The sequence below is a fragment of the Corallococcus sp. 4LFB genome (assembly GCF_046520365.1).
GTDB lineage: Bacteria > Myxococcota > Myxococcia > Myxococcales > Myxococcaceae > Corallococcus > Corallococcus caeni.
The window spans coordinates 1-1,279 of sequence record NZ_JBKGHJ010001016.1; the positions used below are offsets into that span (position 1 = coordinate 1).

The 1,279-nt window shown below is 70.7% G+C and carries 1 protein-coding gene; it reads left to right on the plus strand.

The window, feature by feature from the left end:
* A partial coding sequence (locus ACLEQD_RS43665) for an amino acid adenylation domain-containing protein (protein WP_410391831.1) occupies window positions 1–1,279 on the plus strand: 1,279 nt, incomplete at both ends.

Genomic DNA, 1,279 nt, shown 5'->3' on the forward strand with positions numbered 1-1,279 from the left:
CGGATGCTGAGCCACTTCGGGATGCTGCTGGAGGGCATCGCGAAGGACGCGGACGTGAGCGTGTGGGAGGTGCCGCTGCTGAAGGTCGAGGAGCGCCAGCAGGTGCTCCTGGACTGGAACGCCACGGCCAGGGACTTCGTGCTGGAGGGCACCTTCTCGGAGGCCTTCGAGAAGCAGGTGGCCCGGACGCCGGATGCGCCCGCGGTGCGCTTCGAGGAGGAGACGCTCTCCTTCGCCCAACTGGAGGCCCGCGCCAACCAGCTCGCGCACCATCTGCGCACGCTGGGCGTCGGAGCGGACGTGCCGGTGGTGCTGTGCCTGGACCGTTCGCTGGAAGCGATGGTGGCCGTGCTGGCGGTGATGAAGGCCGGCGGCTACTACGTGCCCCTGGATCCGGCCTGGCCCGTCCACCGTCGTGCCCTGGCGCTGAAGGACAGCGCGGCGCCGGTGCTGCTGACGCATGCGCGCATCGCGGCCGGGTGGGATGTCGAGGGCGCCCAGGTGTTGTGCCTGGACGCGGAAGGGGCACTGCCCGAGGGCCTGCCGACGCACGCCCCGGTGCAGGTGGCGACGGCGCGCAACCTCGCCTACGCCATCTACACCTCGGGAAGCACGGGCACGCCGAAGGGCGTGATGATCGAGCACCGCGCGGTGCTGCACTTCCACCAGGCGCTGAAACAGACGATCTACGCGGGCCAGCCGACGGGGCTGCGCGTCAGCGTCAACGCGCCGTTGTACTTCGACGCGTCCGTGCAGCAGTGGGCACAGCTGCTGGACGGACACTGCCTGTGCATCGTGCCGGAGGAGACGCGGCAGGAACCGAAGGCGCTCGTGGAGTGGGTGCGGCGTGAGCGGGTGGACGTGCTGGACTGCACGCCGTCCCTGTTGCGGCTGCTGATTCCGCAGGGGCTGCTGGAAGGGGAGAAGGCCCCGAGGCTCGTGCTGCCGGGCGGTGAAGCCCTGGACGCGGCCACATGGGCCACGCTGGCAGCCGCGCCGAGGACTCGGGCCTTCAACGTGTACGGCCCGACGGAATGCACGGTGGACTCGACGAGCTACGAGGTGCGTCCTGGGACGCAGCCCGTCCTCGGCGGGCCGTTGCCCAACGTGCAGGCGTACGTGCTGGACACGCGTGGACAGCCGGTGCCGGTGGGTGTGCCCGGTGAGCTGTACCTGGGAGGCGAAGGGCTCGCGCGCGGCTACCTCCAGCGTCCGGAGTTGACGGCGGAGCGCTTCGTGCCGAACCCGTACGGTGCGGCAGGGACGCGGCTGTACCGCA